This is a genomic window from Sphingomonas crusticola (genome assembly GCF_003391115.1).
GTDB classification, from domain to species: domain Bacteria; phylum Pseudomonadota; class Alphaproteobacteria; order Sphingomonadales; family Sphingomonadaceae; genus Sphingomonas_I; species Sphingomonas_I crusticola.
Genome location: NZ_QTJP01000001.1, coordinates 752,368 through 767,443, shown reverse-complemented (window position 1 = coordinate 767,443; position 15,076 = coordinate 752,368). Strand labels below are relative to the sequence as shown.

At 66.2% G+C, this 15,076-nt stretch carries 14 protein-coding genes and 1 pseudogene; 7 read left to right on the top strand and 8 right to left on the bottom strand.

The features are described 5' to 3' along the window. Window positions 1–15 precede the first annotated feature (15 nt). From DX905_RS03675 to paoC, 5 genes and pseudogenes are all read left to right on the top strand, one after another. Window positions 16–741 (top strand): annotated as a pseudogene (locus DX905_RS03675) (aldo/keto reductase); the annotation flags it as partial. A gap of 16 nt (window positions 742–757) precedes the next feature. Then, complete coding sequence (locus DX905_RS03670; RefSeq protein ID WP_240320706.1) at window positions 758–1,243, top strand: (R)-mandelonitrile lyase; 486 nt, start codon at window positions 758–760, stop codon at window positions 1,241–1,243. Between the two features lie 90 nt (window positions 1,244–1,333). Next, window positions 1,334–1,960 carry an aldehyde dehydrogenase iron-sulfur subunit PaoA gene (gene paoA, locus DX905_RS03665; RefSeq protein WP_116090147.1) on the top strand — a complete coding sequence of 209 codons (627 nt, stop codon included), beginning with the start codon at window positions 1,334–1,336 and terminating at the stop codon, window positions 1,958–1,960. Further along, window positions 1,957–2,922, top strand: coding sequence for an FAD binding domain-containing protein (locus DX905_RS03660; protein ID WP_116090146.1), 966 nt, complete (start codon window positions 1,957–1,959; stop codon window positions 2,920–2,922). Before paoA ends, DX905_RS03660 begins: the two co-directional genes overlap by 4 nt. Beyond that, entirely contained in the window at window positions 2,919–5,138 is a 2,220-nt protein-coding gene (paoC, locus tag DX905_RS03655) for an aldehyde oxidoreductase molybdenum-binding subunit PaoC (RefSeq protein WP_116090145.1), read from the top strand. The genes DX905_RS03660 and paoC overlap by 4 nt, the downstream gene beginning before the upstream one ends. Window positions 5,139–5,255: 117 nt before the next feature. Here the strand turns inward: paoC and DX905_RS03650 are convergent, their stop codons facing one another. Next, window positions 5,256–7,505 (bottom strand): coiled-coil domain-containing protein, encoded by a 2,250-nt coding sequence (locus DX905_RS03650; protein ID WP_162875442.1) that lies wholly within the window; start codon window positions 7,503–7,505, stop codon window positions 5,256–5,258. Window positions 7,506–7,572: 67 nt separating this feature from the next. Between DX905_RS03650 and DX905_RS03645 the strand changes: the two genes are divergently transcribed. Further along, window positions 7,573–8,811, top strand: a complete 1,239-nt coding sequence (locus tag DX905_RS03645; protein WP_162875441.1) for a hypothetical protein — start codon at window positions 7,573–7,575, stop codon at window positions 8,809–8,811. A 49-nt stretch (window positions 8,812–8,860) separates the two neighbouring features. Next, on the top strand, window positions 8,861–9,376 hold the full coding sequence (locus DX905_RS03640) for a hemerythrin domain-containing protein (RefSeq protein ID WP_116090142.1): 516 nt from the start codon (window positions 8,861–8,863) through the stop codon (window positions 9,374–9,376). Between the two features lie 43 nt (window positions 9,377–9,419). Here the strand turns inward: DX905_RS03640 and DX905_RS15930 are convergent, their stop codons facing one another. The 7 genes from DX905_RS15930 to DX905_RS03610 form a co-directional block, all read right to left on the bottom strand. Continuing rightward, on the bottom strand, window positions 9,420–9,566 hold the full coding sequence (locus DX905_RS15930) for a hypothetical protein (protein ID WP_162875440.1): 147 nt from the start codon (window positions 9,564–9,566) through the stop codon (window positions 9,420–9,422). Further along, window positions 9,563–10,039, bottom strand: a complete 477-nt coding sequence (locus DX905_RS03635; protein WP_205412185.1) for a DUF6628 family protein — start codon at window positions 10,037–10,039, stop codon at window positions 9,563–9,565. Before DX905_RS03635 ends, DX905_RS15930 begins: the two co-directional genes overlap by 4 nt. Window positions 10,040–10,105: 66 nt before the next feature. Continuing rightward, window positions 10,106–11,428 (bottom strand): bifunctional folylpolyglutamate synthase/dihydrofolate synthase, encoded by a 1,323-nt coding sequence (locus tag DX905_RS03630; protein ID WP_116090140.1) that lies wholly within the window; start codon window positions 11,426–11,428, stop codon window positions 10,106–10,108. Between the two features lie 34 nt (window positions 11,429–11,462). Then, window positions 11,463–12,320 (bottom strand): acetyl-CoA carboxylase, carboxyltransferase subunit beta, encoded by an 858-nt coding sequence (accD, locus tag DX905_RS03625; protein WP_116090139.1) that lies wholly within the window; start codon window positions 12,318–12,320, stop codon window positions 11,463–11,465. Beyond that, window positions 12,317–13,129, bottom strand: a complete 813-nt coding sequence (gene trpA / locus DX905_RS03620) for a tryptophan synthase subunit alpha (RefSeq protein ID WP_116090138.1) — start codon at window positions 13,127–13,129, stop codon at window positions 12,317–12,319. The genes accD and trpA overlap by 4 nt, the downstream gene beginning before the upstream one ends. Further along, entirely contained in the window at window positions 13,126–14,358 is a 1,233-nt protein-coding gene (gene trpB, locus DX905_RS03615; protein ID WP_116090137.1) for a tryptophan synthase subunit beta, read from the bottom strand. The genes trpA and trpB overlap by 4 nt, the downstream gene beginning before the upstream one ends. After that, a complete protein-coding gene (locus tag DX905_RS03610) occupies window positions 14,355–14,987 on the bottom strand; it encodes a phosphoribosylanthranilate isomerase (RefSeq protein WP_116090136.1) in 633 nt (210 codons plus the stop codon). Before DX905_RS03610 ends, trpB begins: the two co-directional genes overlap by 4 nt. Window positions 14,988–15,076 lie beyond the last annotated feature (89 nt).

The following is a 15,076-nucleotide window of genomic DNA, read 5'->3' as shown; positions in this document are numbered from 1 at the left end:
CGATCCGCTCGCCGCAATGGCGTGCCCTCGGACGGGCTCGACAGCCGGCCCGAGCGTATTCGTGAGGTCGCCGACGCCGCCCTCAAGCGCCTCCGCACCGATCGTATCGACCTCTTCTATCAGCATCGCGTCGACCCGGATGTGCCGATCGAGGACGTGGCCGGCACGGTCAAGGCGCTGATCCAGGCGGGTAAGGTGAAGCATTTCGGCCTGTCGGAGGCGGGCGTCGACTCGATCCGCCGTGCGCATGAAGTCCAGCCGGTGGCGGCATTGCAGAGCGAATATTCGATGTGGTGGCGTGATCCCGAGACCGCGATTCTGCCGCTGCTGGAAGAATTGGGCATCGGCTTCGTGCCGTTCAGCCCGCTCGGACGCGGCTTCCTCACCGGCCGCTTCGATGCGAACGCCACCTTCAGCGACGGCGATTTCCGCAGCACCGCGCCCCGCTTCTCGCCCGCTGCCTTGCAGGCTAACCAAGCGCTGGTCGACGTCATCCGCGATGTTGCCGCTCTGAAGGGCGCAACGCCTGCCCAGATCGCGCTCGCTTGGCTGCTGGCGCAGCGGCCCTGGATCGTGCCCATCCCCGGCACCACCAAGCTCCACCGGCTCGAGGAAAATCTCGGCGCTGCCGATATCGAGCTTGCCGCAGACGATCTGGCTCGCATGGATCAGGCGCTCGCCGCTATTGAGGTGCACGGGGAACGCTATTCCCCGTCGCAACAGCGTTTTGTCAATCGTTGAGCAGAGGAGCCCCGGCATGACCAGCGATCCTCCTTCCGTGACGCTGAATGACGGCATCGAGATGTCGATCCCCCGCGTCGATGTGCCCGCTCCCGAACCCAAGCTGCGGATCGTCCCGCCGCATTGGTCGCCTACGCCGGGCGCCGCCGATTACTTCACCGGCGCGGTCGCCGTCACGTCTCCCTTCAAAGGCACCGGCGGAGCCCGTCTTGGCGGAGCGACCGTGACCTTCCAGCCGGGCGCGCACACCAATTGGCACACCCATCCACTAGGACAGCTGCTGGTCGTGACCGACGGCAAAGGATGGGTCCAGCTCGGCGGCGAGCCCGCTCAACCCATCAAGGCGGGCGATACCGTCTGGATCGGCCCCGGCGTGAAGCATTGGCATGGTGCAGCGCGCGAGACGGCGATGACACATGTGGCGGTGTCGGAGGCGCTCGATGGAACGAGCGTCACCTGGCTGGAGCCCGTGTCGGATGAGCATTACAATGCGCTTCGATGAACGATGTGCTTCAATAGCCGCTCGAGCGTTCTGAACGGAACGGCAGGCGCTGAGGCGGGGCGAACCTCGTCAGGAAGGGAGTGGTTGGCAATGACCTCTGAACTGGAGATTTCGAGACGCGGTCTGCTCGCTGCCGGCGCGGCCACCGCCGCAGTCGCGGCGGCACCCCCGGTTGAAGCTCAGCCGCGGACGGCCGCCCCACCCTCGACCATGCCTGTAACGCTGACGGTCAACGGTCAGCGTCGCGAACTGCAGCTCGATACGCGCACCACCCTGCTCGATGCGCTGCGCGAACATCTTCACCTTACCGGGACCAAGAAGGGCTGCGATCACGGCCAGTGCGGTGCCTGCACGGTCATCGTGAACGGCACACGGATCAACTCCTGCCTTAGCCTTGCCGCGCAGCATCAGGGCGACAAAGTCATCACGATCGAAGGCCTCGGCACGCCCGATCGGCTGCATCCGATGCAGGCCGCGTTCGTCAAGCATGACGGCTATCAGTGCGGCTATTGCACGCCAGGGCAGATATGCTCGGCGGTTGCTGTGCTCGACGAGATCAAGGCCGGCATACCGAGCCACGTCCAGCAGGACGTGACGGCCCGTCCGCAGGCCACAAATATCGAGCTACGCGAGCGGATGAGCGGCAATATCTGCCGCTGCGGCGCCTATTCCAACATTGCCGAGGCAATCGCCCAAGTAGCCGGAGGCCAGGCATGAAGAGCTTCACTTATGCCCGCGCCAGTAGCCCCGCCGCGGCGGCAGCGGAGGTCGCGCACACGCCGGGCGCCAAATTCCTGGCGGGCGGTACCAATCTGCTCGACTTGATGAAGCTGGAGATCGAGACGCCGGCACATCTGGTTGACGTTCAGGATCTGCAGCTCGACCGTATCGAGAGGACGGCGGATGGCGGGCTTCGCATCGGCGCGCTGGTCACCAATACCGCCCTGGCCAGCGATGCGCGCGTACGCCGCGATTATGGCGTGCTTACCCGCGCGATCGTGGCGGGCGCTTCGGGGCAGCTCCGGAACAAGGCGACGACTGCCGGCAATCTGCTGCAGCGGACGCGTTGCCCCTATTTTTACGACACGAACATGCCGTGCAACAAGCGCAAGCCGGGATCCGGCTGTTCGGCCATCGGCGGCTATTCGCGCCAGTTGGGCATTATCGGCACCAGCGACGCCTGTATCGCAACCCATCCGGGCGACATGGCGGTAGCGATGCGCGCGCTGGACGCGGTGGTCGAGACGGTCACCCCGCAAGGCACGACCCGCTCTGTTCCGATCGCTGATTTCCACCGCTTGTGGGGCGATACGCCGCACATCGAGACCAATCTGCAGCCCGGCGAGCTGATCACGGCCGTGACGTTGCCGCGCCCGCTCGGCGGAACCCACATCTACCACAAGGTGCGGGATCGCGCCTCCTACGCCTTCGCGCTCGTCTCGGTGGCGGCCGTGATCCAGAAGGACGGCACCGGGCAATTCGCGGTTGGCGCGATCGCGCCGAAGCCGTGGCGATCGAGCGCCGCCGATCAGGCGCTTCCCCAGGGGGCCAAGGCGGCGGCCGACCGGCTGCTCGCCGGCGCGCGCCCGACTGAAGACAACAGGTTTAAGGTGGCTTTGGTCCAGCGCACGCTGGCGGCGGTGCTGGCGGACGCGCAAAACGGGAGGAACGCGGCATGAAGTTCGATCAACCCGCGGGCCGCAACCCGATCGATCAGGGCAACGTGATCGGCAAGGCGACCGACCGTATCGACGGACCGCTCAAGACGACTGGCACGGCGCCCTACGCCTATGAACGCCATGACGCGGCGCCCGACGCGGCCTATGGTTACATGGTGGCTAGCGCGGTCGCAAAGGGCCGCATCAACCGCATCGACACGTCCGAAGCTAAAGCGGCACCCGGCGTTCTCGCCGTGGTGACGACCTTGGACGTGCCCAAGCCGATCCGGGGCAGCCAGAATGCGGCCAGCCTGTTCGGTGGGGCGGAGGTGCAGCATTATCATCAGGCGGTGGCCGTCGTCGTTGCCGAGACGTTCGAACAAGCCCGCGCCGCAGCCTATCTGGTGCGGGTCGATTATGCGCGCGCACCCGGCAAGTTCGACCTGGAAAGGGAAGCACCCAACGCGCCGCTGGAAGGCGGCAGCAGCGGGGAGGGCTCGGGCGCTCCGCCGGTGGACGAGATCGGCCATTTCGATGCCGCCTTCGCTGCGGCGCCGGTGAAGATCGACCAATATTATTCCACGCCCGATGAAACCCACGCAATGATGGAGCCGCATGCCACCATCGCGTCTTGGCAAGGCGACAAGCTGACCATCTGGACGTCCAATCAGATGATCGCCTGGAACAAGGGTGATCTCGCCAAGGTGTTCGGCCTGAAGAAGGAGAATGTCCGCGTCGACTCGCCCTTCATCGGCGGCGGCTTCGGCGGGAAGCTATTCCTGCGTGCGGACGCCGTGCTCGCCGCGCTCGGATCGCGCGCCGCCAGGCGTCCCGTCAAGCTGACGCTGGCCCGGCCCCAGATCGCCAACAATACGACCCATCGTCCCGCAACGATCCAGCGCGTCCGGCTTGCAGCAACGCCGGACGGCAGGCTGACCGCGATCGCGCACGACAGCACGTCGGGCAATCTGCCGGACGGCAAGCCGGAGACGGCGGTTTCCCAGACCAAGCTGATGTATGCCGGCGCCAACCGGCTGACCTTCATGAAGCTGGCCAAGCTCGATTTGCCCGAAGGCAATGCCATGCGCGCACCCGGCGAGGCGCCGGGGCTGATGGTGCTGGAAATGGCGATGGACGAAATGGCCGAGAAGCTGGGGATGGATCCGGTCGAGTTCCGCATCGTCAACGACACCCAGGTCGATCCCGAGAAGCCGAACCGGCCTTACTCGCAGCGGCACCTGATCGAATGCCTGCGCACCGGCGCCGACCGCTTCGGCTGGTCCCGGCGCAAGGCCAAGCCGGCGAGCGTGCGCGAGGGACGCTGGCTGATCGGAATGGGCGTGGCCGCCGGTTTCCGCAACAACCTGCTGATGAAGTCGGCAGCGCGCATCCGGCTGGAGCGGGACGGGGGCCTTACCGTCGAAACCGATATGACCGATATCGGCACGGGATCATACACCATCCTCGCCCAGACGGCCGCCGAGATGATGGGCGTTACCGTCGACCGCGTGAAGGTGAAGCTCGGCGATTCCGACCACCCGGTATCCGCCGGCTCGGGCGGGCAGTGGGGCGGGAATAACTCGACCGCCGGCCTCTATGCGGCGTGCGTTAAGCTGCGCGAGCTAGTGGTACAGCGCCTCGGTTTCGACGCGTCGGACGTCAGCTTCGCCGATGGCCGCGTCCGCGCCGGCAACCGCTCCTTCCCGCTGCGGGATGCCGCCAAGGACGGCCCGATCGTCGCCGAGGACAGCATCGAATATGGCGATCTCGACAAGACCTACCAGCAGTCGACCTTCGCGGCTCATTTCGTCGAGGTGGCGGTCGACGGCTTCACCGGCGAAACCCGCGTCCGCCGCATGCTCGCGGTGTGCGACGCCGGCCGCATCCTCAACCCCAAGACGGCGCGCAGCCAGGTGATCGGCGCGATGACCATGGGTGTCGGCGGCGCGCTTACCGAGGAACTGGCCGTCGACACGCGGTTCGGTTTCTTCGTCAACCACGACCTCGCCGGCTACGAAGTGCCGGTCCACGCCGACATCCCGCATCAGGACGTGATCTTCCTCGATTATCCCGACGACAAATCCTCGCCGATGAAGGCCAAGGGTGTCGGCGAGCTCGGGCTGTGCGGCGTCGGCGCCGCGGTGGCGAACGCTATCTACAACGCGACCGGTGTGCGCGTCCGCGATTATCCCATCACGCTCGACAAGCATCTGGATCGGCTGCCGACGATCGCCTGATAGTCGCACGATTTCGCCGTAACAGGGGCATCGCATTCCCTGTTGCGGCCTAAATGGCCCTGCGCGAAAATTTCCTGGCAAAAGGGAAGCCGCGCGACAGGCCGGCAGCGGCCAAGGCTATTTGCGCAGGCGCTCGATCGCCTGGGCCAGCGCCACATAAAGCTTGCCGGTGTCGGACGACAGCATGGTCGTCGCGATCGGCGTGCCGTCGCGGGTTGCCATCACGCGGCGCAGCAGCGCCTCGAAATCGTGGACGTAGCGGTTGACCTGATCGCGGAACTCGCCGTCCTGATTGTAATGCTGGACCACGATCTGGGCGTCGGTGCGGTCGAGCAGCCGCACCGCGCGGCGCGTGAAGATGCCGCGGTCGCCGCGCAGATAGGCTTTCCACTCTTCGTCGGTGACTTCGTTCGAAAAGATTTTGGCAATGTCGATCGCGGTCGAGTTGAGCGCCTCGATCAGCAGGCCGGCGGTACGCGCGAAATTCTGCTCGTCATGCGCCTCGGTGTCGGTGCGATTGGCTTCGATCCGCGCCTCGATCGCGGTTGAGGTTTCTGCGATTGTGACCAGCTGACGGGTCAGCCGCTCGGCGGCGAGATGCGCAGCCTTGATCGCTTGCTCCGATGTCGCGCCGATCGCGGCGATCTCTTCCTTGCCGACATCGGCCAGCGCCACGCTCATTGCCCGCGCCGCGCTCTCGCTCATCCGCTGGGCGACGCGCGGGATGGCGGCGGTGAAGGCGTCGCGCGCATGGTCGGCCGCCTGGGTGGCGGTGTCGCGTACCTGATTGAGCGCTTCCACCAATTGTCCGGACGCGCCTTCGCTCAACGAGCGCACCTCGGCATCGGCCTTGGCAAGCAATTGTTCGAGCACGCGCGTTTGTTCGGTAAGCCCGGCCAGGCGGCTGTCGGTCTGGCCGCCGATTTCGGCAAGCGCGGCCTGCTGACGCTCGAGCAATGCTTCCGCCTCCGCCAGCCGCTCGCCGACCGCGGCGGCCGCCTCGCTCAGATTCTCGGTGCGGGTGCCGGCGGTGGCAATCGCCTGCAGGCTCTGTTCGGCATGCAGTCGGATCCGCGCCAGCGCGGCGGGGATCGTGTCGGAAATGGTCGCGCTGCTGGCCTCCGCCTGCTGACGCAATTGCCCGACCCGGTCGAGCAAGGTCGCGGCGGTCTGGTTGCTGCCGCCGAGCGCGCGGCCGACCGCGTCGGCATGGTCAGACAGCGCGCCGATATGTTCGACCAGCTCTGCAGTATGCGCGGTACCCTTGTCGCCCAATTCCGCAAACCGCGCCTCAACCGCGGTGATCGCCTGATCGAGCTGAGCGACGAGTCCGCCGGCCGTCGCTTCCTGCCCGCGCAGTCCGGCCCCGATCGCCTCGACGCGCGCCGCCAGATGGTCGAGCCGTTCGGACAATGCGCGCATCGCCTCGTCACTGGCAGCGGTGACCGAGGCGCGGTTCTGGTCGACCATGGCGGTCAGCGCGGCGCTCTGGCCGGCGACGACCTGGCGGCTGTCCTCGAGGCTTTCGGCCGCTGCCTCCAGCACGCCGTCGATCGCGCGGCCCATCGATCCGGCCGCATCCTCGATCCGCTTGTCGGCCGCCGCCGCGCTCGCCTCGATCCGCTCGAGCTGACTTGTCAGACGCGCGGCCGCGCCGCCCGTCGATTCATTGGCGGCCTTAGCCTGCGTGTCGAGCTGACCGAGCAATTCCGCGAGCGCCCGCGCCCGCGCATCCGCTTCCGCGCCCCCCTCGCGCAGCCGTTCGGAAAGGCCGCGCGCCACGGTCTCGGCATTGGGCAATTCGCTCAGCAGCACGTCCATATCGCCGCGCGCGACTGAGGTCGCGTGATTGAGCGACGCGACGGTCTGGCCGACTGCGGCGGCCTGGTCGCGCAGCTCGATCGCCGCGCGCCCGATCCGCTCGCCCGCGTCACTGCCGAGACGGGCCAGCCCGGCGGCCTGTTCGTTGAGCGCGCCGCGTGCTGTCGCGATCTGCTCGTTGAGCATAGCGAGCGTGCCGGTGAGCGCCGCGGTGTCGGCACGCAGTCGGGCGGATGCGCGCGAATAGGCCCGCGCCTCGACCCGGCCCGTGCGCAGCAGTAACAGGTAGAGCGTTGCGATCAACGCTAGGGGACCGCTGGCGAGGCCGATCCATGCCGCCAGCGTCAGCGGCGGCAGCAGCCGCGTCGGGCTCGAGGCGAACAAGGTCCAGCCAAGCGCCACAACCCAACCGATCGCCAGCAGGGCGAGCAGAGCAGCAGCGATGATAGCCGGCCACGGTCGCGGCGAGGCCGCCTCCGCATTGGGATGATCGTCCGAAGCGATGGCCGCCGCCTCGTACAGCGGCTCGTCTTCCGCGTTCGCCACTTCTACCGCTCGCTGATTCATGACGCGAGTGTATCATCTTGCCGCGTTCGCGACAGCCAAGAGATGCGTGCCGCTTGATTTGCGGCGCAGGGCGACGGACAAGCCACATGTGGAGGGGGAGGGACCGACCGCGCTGATCGGCGCCTATGAGCCTGGGCCGGGCCCGGGTGGCCTGCGCGCGCTGCAGCCGCTGGCCGGCATGAGCGTGGTCGAGCACCAGGCACGGCGCGCGATCGAGGCGGGGGCCGGACGCGTGCTATTGCTGATCGACGAAGCGCCGCCCGAACTGGCCGAAGCGATTGGGCGACTCCGCAATGACGGAATCCAGGCGGGGCTGGCCAAGGGCATCGATCAGGCCGCCGATGCGCTGCCGCAGGACGGCACCGTGCTGCTCATTTCCGAGGCCTGCTTGCCCCAAGTCGTCTTGCTGCGGGCAGTCGCCGGCGCTTCGGTTCCGGCACTCGGCACGCTGCCCGACACGCCCGAGTTCGGCCAGTTCGAGCGGATCGACGCGGAACAGCGCTGGGCGGGGGTGGCGCTCCTCGACGGGCACCGCATCGCCGAGACCGCGGCCATGATCGGCGCGTGGGATCCTGTTTCGACCTTATTACGCCGCGCCGTGCAGGAAGGCGCGGTTCGCATTGCCGCCGAGACGCCGCCGATCCTGGCAACCGACGCGGAGGCCTTGGCGGCCGCTGAGCAGGCCATCTTCGCCGCCGCGCGCCAGCCTGCGGGCGATCTGATCGGGCGGGTATTGTTCTCCCCCGCCGAAGAATTGACGCTGCCGCTGCTGCTCGCCCGCAATACCGACGCGACCATGGTGGCAGCGGGAGCGGCCGGCCTCTCACTGTTCGGTGGCATGTTCGCTCTCGCCGGCTGGGAGTGGGCGGCGCTGATCGCCCTGTTGCTATCCGGCCCCGCTGCCGCGGGAGCGGGGCGGCTCGCCCGCATCAGCCAACGCCCCCACAGCCGGCAGCGGCTGTTCGGCCTGGTGCGGACCGCCGGTGCCGCGCTTGGCGCGGTCGGCCTGGCACGAAGCCTGGCGGCCGCGAGCGGGCAGTGGGGTTGGTGGCTGACCGGCGGAGTGGCGATCGCGGCGATGCTTGGCCTATGGGTGGAGCGGCGGACGAACATTCTGGCGCGGCCGCTATGGCTTGCGAGCGTCGATACGCTGATCTGGTCGATGCTGCCCTTTGCCGTACTCGGCTACTGGGAATGGGGTTTTGCCGCGGTCACCGGCTATGCCGCTGCCTCGTTCGGATGGATCGAAGCACAAAAATCGCAAGGTGGCACGCTGCCGAAATGAACCCTTTGCCACAGGTCACGTTCTCCCGCCGACAGGATGGGAGTTTATCATGGCCGAAGACATGCCGACCGATGCGATCGCACTACTGAAGGCCGATCACCGCAAGGTCGAGGATCTGTTCGAGGAATTCGACAAGGCGCGCCGCTCAGATCGCAAGGCCGCGATCGTGGCGCAAATCTGCACCGAGCTGAAGGCGCACACGATCATCGAGGAGGAGATCTTCTATCCGACGGTCAAGCCCAAGATCGATGGTGCGATCGTGGAGGAAGGCGTGGTCGAGCATGACGGCGCCAAGGTCATCATCAACGATCTGGAACAGGCCGACCCGAAGGACGAATATTACGACGCCAAGGTCAAGGTGCTGTCGGAGGAGATCAAGCACCACGTCGCCGAAGAAGAGCGATGGATCACAGGCATGTTCGCCCAGTCGCGCCGCACGGATATCGATATGGAGGCATTGGGTGCGCGGCTGGCGGCACGCAAGGAGGAGCTGCTGGCTCAGGCCAAGAGCGGGAAAGGCTTGCCTTATGCGAAGCCGACAGCGCTGAAATTGGTTAAAGCTTGAGGGGTCTGGCGGCGGAATGCTCCGCCGCCCCCTTTAGCGGCTCCTAGAGAGCCAGCACGAGCCCGACGGCAAGCGCATGGGCCGCGATCGCGAGCACGATGCTCGTCGCGTTTTCAAACGTGTTCACTACGATTTCCTTATTGCGAATATCCGCCTCTATTGTGCGGTGCAGCGCAAATAGGGTGCTCACGCCTTATCGCCATTTAAAAACGGGTCATCGCGGTTGCGCGAAACGCAATCGCCCTGGAGCGGCATTCCTAGGTCGTGGAACGCCACGGCCACTGCCTGTGCGCTCATCAGCGCTCCCAAGCAGGTCCGCGTCTGCAGCATGCCACGCATCGCCTCATGCACCGCTTCCGGGCTGGCTGGGGATTCGGCTATGAGCTCGAGGAGCATGGCCTCGTCATGCGTCATCCGGGTACAGCAGCAAGGTGCCACCGTCAGCTTCGTTGCTGCGACGCGTGCCAACTCAGCCATCAGCGCGCGTAGCAAGACTAGCGGCCGCCGGTATCCCAGTCCGAAGCCGGTAAACATTGCGTGCGCTGCATGTGCGTCACCGATCCCTCCGACCGCCATCCGTCGTATCGCGAACAGCAGCAGGCGTCGGTAAGGACTGGCCGGGGCAGCATGCGGCAACATGGTTCGCGGTTCTGTTTCGCGCATCGATGGCTCCTATCAGGATCCGATGCTCCCATTTCCGCTAATGATAGTCAATCGCAATAAGCGCCATCAGGCAGGTGGATTGCCATTAGCGGCTAACACCGTCCCTGCGAGATAAAGTGAGCCACCGATCAGAATTAGCGGGGCCGCTCCTCCGGCTGCCGCAATTTTTTCGAGGGCAACGCGGACGTCAGCTACGGCATCCGCTAGCAGCCCGAGCTCCGCGGCTGCCTCCGTTACGGCGAGGGAGCCGTGATGCTCATGACCCGGTACCGGTACGGCATGGATATGCGCGCCGCTGCCCGCAAAAGGCTCGAGGAAGCCGCGTAGATCCTTGTTGGCCAGCATGCCGAGGATCAGGTGGAAGGGGCGGCCTGGCGCGATCCGCGCGCGGAAGAAATCGGCGATGGCGCGCCCGGCGGCCGGATTATGGCCCCCGTCGAGCCAAAGCTCGCTGCCGTCAGGCAGCAACGCAGGCAGTGGCCCGGCAGCGAGCCGCTGCAGGCGCGCCGGCCATTCGGCCCACCCCATCGCAGCGCGCAGGGAGGCAGCCGGCACTTGGATGGCCTGCTGATGGCGTAACATGGCCACGGCTAGCGCGGCGTTAGCCGCCTGATGGGATCCAGGCAGGCGGGGCAGGGGAAGCTCGAGCTCCCCTTGCTCGTCGCGATAATGAAGTTTGCCGCGCAAGGCCGATGCATCCCAGGCGCCGCCTCGTGCGAGCCAGTAGGCGCCGGTTTCGAGTACTACCCGCCCGATCTCGTTGGCGAGCGCTGGCGGATAATGTTGCGTGACAAGGGGCACGCCTTCCTTGGCGATCCCCGCCTTCTCGGCCGCAATCTGCTCGATCCGGTCGCCCAGGAATTGCTGGTGGTCGAGGCCGAGCTGGGCGATACCGCACACCACCGGCGCAGCGATGACGTTGGTGGCATCAAGCCTGCCGCCCAGCCCGACTTCGATTATGCAAGCATCGGCAGGAGTGCGCGCAAAGGCTAGAAAGGCTGCGGCGGTCGTGACCTCGAAGAAACTGGGGCTGATGCCGTCGGCGACATTCAGCACCTCGCCGAGCAGGCTCGCCAGCAACGCATCATCGATCAGCGAGCCCGCGATCCGGATGCGCTCGTTGAAGCGGACGAGGTGTGGGCTGGTATAGACGTGCACCTTCTGCCCCGAGGCCTCGATCGCGGCGCGCAGGAAGGCACAGGTCGATCCCTTACCATTGGTACCGGCGACGTGGAACACCGGCGGGAGAGCCCGATCCGGGTTGTCCAGCCGATCGAGTAGCGCGGCGATCCGTTCGAGGCCCAGCACGTCCGCACCCGGGGAGAGCGTTGCCAGCCGATCCAGCTGAGCCTGGACGGCGGGGTCGGACGAGACGGCAAAGTCGGCCATTATTTCCCCTCTCCCCGCGGGGAGAAGGCGCCCATCACGCTGCCGCCTGCACGCCCGGACACAGATAGGCGATCAGCCGCGCCAGCTCGGCGCGCAATTTGTGACGATGCACGACCATGTCGAGCATGCCGTGATCGAGCAGATATTCGGCGCGCTGGAAGCCCTCCGGCAGTTTCTCGCGGACGGTGCTTTCGATCACCCGCTGGCCGGCAAAGCCGATCAGCGCACCCGGCTCGGCGATCTGGATATCGCCGAGCATGGCATAGGATGCGGTGATGCCACCGGTGGTGGGATCGGTCAGCACCACGATGTAAGGCAGTCCCGCCTCCCGCAATTGCTGCACCGCCACTGTGGTCTTGGGCATCTGCATCAGGCTCATTATGCCTTCCTGCATCCGCGCGCCGCCGCCCGAAGTGAAAACGATATAGGGGCAATTCTCCGCGATTGCCGCCTGCACGCCGGCAACGAACGCGGCGCCGACCGCGAGCCCCATCGTGCCGGTCAGAAAGCCGAAATCCTGTACGCCGACGACCGCCTTGAAGCCCTCGATCCGGCCGGTCGCGTTGAGCAAGGCATCCTGCTCGCCGGTCTTGGCGCGGGCGGCCTTGATCCGGTCCGCGTATTTCTTGGAATCGCGGAATTTGAGCGGATCCTCACGCACCTGCGGCGAGGGAAGGGGCGTATAGACACCGCCATCGAACAGCTCGTCGAACCGTTCGTCGGGGCCGATCCGTCCATGATGCTGGCATTTCGGACAGACGGACTGATTCTCTTCATATTCGCGCGTGAACAACATCGTCCCGCAGCTCGGGCATTTGTGCCAGAGATTGTCCGGCGTCTCGCGCTTGGGAATGAAGGGCAGCGCGTTGCGCACCCGATCGATCCAGCTCATGCCGCCATCTCCTCGCGCGCGGCGCGCACGGCGCCGCTTAAATCCCTGACAAGACTTGCGACCGCGGGAGCAGGATCATGTCCCTGCTCGGCAGCCGCTGCAATCACATCGACAATGGCCGATCCGACAACGACTCCGTCCGCGACGCGCGCTACCGCCGCCGCCTGAGCGGGCGTGCGTACGCCAAAGCCGACCGCAATCGGGAGATCGGTATTCGCCTTCAGCTTCGCAACGGCCTCCTCGATGCTGCCGCTCGCCGCCTGCTGCATCCCCGTGATCCCGGCGACCGAAACATAATAGAGAAAACCGCTGGCGCTATTCAGCACGGCGGGCAGGCGCGCTGCATCGGTGGTGGGGGTTGCGAGCCGGATCACGGCAATTCCCTCCGACCGAAGCGCCGGACCGAGCGCCGCATCCTCTTCCGCAGGCGTATCGACGCAGATGACGCCATCGACGTCCGCCCCGGCACAGGCGCCCGCGAACCAGGCGGCCCCACGGCGAAGCATCGGATTGGCATAGCCCATCAGAACCAAGGGCACGTCCGGATGGCGCGCCCGAAAGCCATTGGCGATGGCGAAGATATCAGCCGTGCGCGTGCCCGCCGCGAGCGAGCGCAGATTGGCGCGCTGGATGGCCGGCCCGTCTGCCATCGGATCGGTGAACGGCATGCCGAGCTCAATCACGTCGGCGCCGCCGTCCACCAATGCGTCGAGGATCGCCGGCATCGCCGCCGGCGAGGGATCGCCGCAAGTGACGAACGTCACCAGCGCCGGGCGGCCCTTAGCGAAGGCGGCGGAAAGCCGGCTCACATTTCTACTCCGAGCGCGCTGGCGACGGTGAAGATATCCTTGTCGCCGCGACCCGAGAGATTGAGCAGGATGATCTGGTCGCGCCGATATTCCTTCGCCTTGTGAACGATCGCCGCGATGCCGTGGGCGCATTCCAGCGCCGGGATGATGCCTTCGACGCGCGAGCAGAGCTGGAAGGCGTCGAGCGCTTCCTTGTCGGTGATCGGTTCATATTGGACGCGGCCGATTTCGTGCAGCCAGCTATGTTCGGGCCCGATCCCGGGATAATCGAGGCCGGCCGAGATCGAATGCGCCTCCGCGATCTGCCCGTCTTCGTCCTGGAGCAGATAGGTCTTGTTGCCGTGGAGGATACCGGGCGAGCCGCCGTTGAGACTGGAAGCATGGAGCTTGGTATCAATGCCGTGGCCGGCTGCCTCGATCCCCAGCATCTTGACGTCTGGATCGTCCAGGAAGGCGTGGAACAGCCCGATCGCGTTCGATCCGCCGCCGACCGATGCGACCAGCAGATCGGGCAGGCGGCCCTCGGCCTGCAAAATCTGCGCCTTGGCCTCGTTGCCGATGACCGATTGGAAATCGCGCACCAGCTCCGGATAGGGATGCGGTCCGGCGGCGGTGCCGATCAGGTAGAAGGTGTCGTGGACGTTGGCGACCCAGTCGCGCAGCGCCTCGTTCATCGAATCCTTGAGCGTCTGCGCGCCGCTGGTGACCGGGACCACCTCGGCGCCGAGCAATTTCATCCGGAACACGTTGGGCGCCTGCCGCTCGACGTCCTTCGCTCCCATATAGATCACGCACGGCAGGCCGAAGCGCGCCGCGACGGTGGCGGTCGCGACGCCATGCTGGCCGGCGCCGGTCTCGGCGATGATGCGCGTACGGCCCATTCTCCGCGCAAGCAGAATCTGGCCGAGGCAATTGTTGATCTTGTGCGCGCCGGTGTGATTGAGCTCTTCGCGCTTGAAATAGATTTTGGGCCCCATGCCTTCCGGCGAGGAGGCGCGCAGCGTCTCGGTCAGCCGCTCGGCATAATAAAGCGGGCTCGGCCGGCCGACATAATGCGTCATCAGACCGTCCAGTTCGGCCTTGAACGCGGGATCGGCTTTGGCCGCGCGATATTCGCGCTCCAGCTCAAGGATGAGCGGCATGAGCGTTTCGGCGACATAGCGGCCACCGAAATCACCGAAATGGCCGGATGGATCGGGCTGCTGGCGGAGGGAATTGGGGAGGGTCATAGACGGGCTGCCGCTTGGAGGAAGGCTGCGATCTTGTCCACATCCTTGACACCTGGCGCGCGCTCCACGCCGGAGGAAACATCGATCATGGGCGCGCCCGTCGATCGCGCGGCATCCGCGATATTAACCACGTCGAGCCCGCCGGACAGCGCCCACGGCAGCGGATGGACGAACCCGTCGAGCAGCTTCCAGTCGAAGCGCAAACCCATGCCGCCCGGCAGCGTGCCGGCGGGCGTACGGGCGTCATAGACGATGCGATCGGCCACACCGCGATAAGCCTGCGCCAAATCGAGATCGGCGCGGGTGCGGACCGGTACCGCCTTCCATAATTCGAGGCCATGGCGTCTGAGCCCCGCAAGCCGTTCCGGGCTTTCATCGCCATGGAGCTGCAATGCGGTCACCCCGGCCGCTATCACGCCTTCGATCAGCGCGTCGTCAGGATCGACCAGCACGGCCGCTTTGCCGACCCTGGCTGGCGCGCGCGCGATCAGCGAAGCCGCCTGTTCCGTCGGCAGATCGCGGGGGCTTTTGGGGAAGAAGACGAAGCCCAGCCATGCAGCGCCACCCGCCACCGCCGCGTCGACGGTTTCGATGGTGGACAAACCGCATATCTTTGTCTGGACCGGCATGATGTGCGGCGACGTGGGGAAAGCAGCGGGCCAGCGCAAGCAAGAATGACTTGGCCCCACAGGCCTTGTGATTGCACAGGGCGATTGCC